Origin of the sequence: Mycolicibacterium pyrenivorans (assembly GCF_025821625.1) — a bacterium.
GTDB lineage: Bacteria > Actinomycetota > Actinomycetes > Mycobacteriales > Mycobacteriaceae > Mycobacterium > Mycobacterium pyrenivorans.
Genome location: NZ_JACKSH010000133.1, coordinates 1 through 439 on the forward strand (window position 1 = coordinate 1; position 439 = coordinate 439).

General features: G+C 61.0%; 1 pseudogene. It reads left to right on the forward strand.

The features are described 5' to 3' along the window. Window positions 1-439 (forward strand): annotated as a pseudogene (locus H7I57_RS16270) (peptidase); the annotation flags it as partial.

Sequence of the window (439 nt, forward strand, 5' to 3'; positions counted from 1 at the left end):
ACCTGCCTGTCGACAAGGGCACGATCGGTACTCTGGTCGAGCTGCTCGGAGGGATCTATTCCCCGAAGCAACCTCCGAAGCTCACCTACGAACCAGCGAAATGCGATGTTGCCCAGGGTGATTCGCCCGCTTCGTATTGCCCGTCGACGAACACGATTTCGGTGAATCTGCCTGCCCTGCAGCAAATCGGCACACCGGCCGATATGGCCGAGAAGTCCCTCATCCAGGGAGACAACACGGCATTCTCGATCGTGGTATCGCGGTACATGATGGCGTTGGAGAACCAGCGCGGAGCGAAGCTCGACAACCCGACGGCTGCGCTACGCACCGCCTGCCTGACCGCTCAGGCTCAGCGCCAGATGGCCAAGCCGCATGACTTACCCAGTGGTGACAGCCTGCAGCTGATGGCCGGCGATTTGGACAAAGCCGTCGCCGGGTT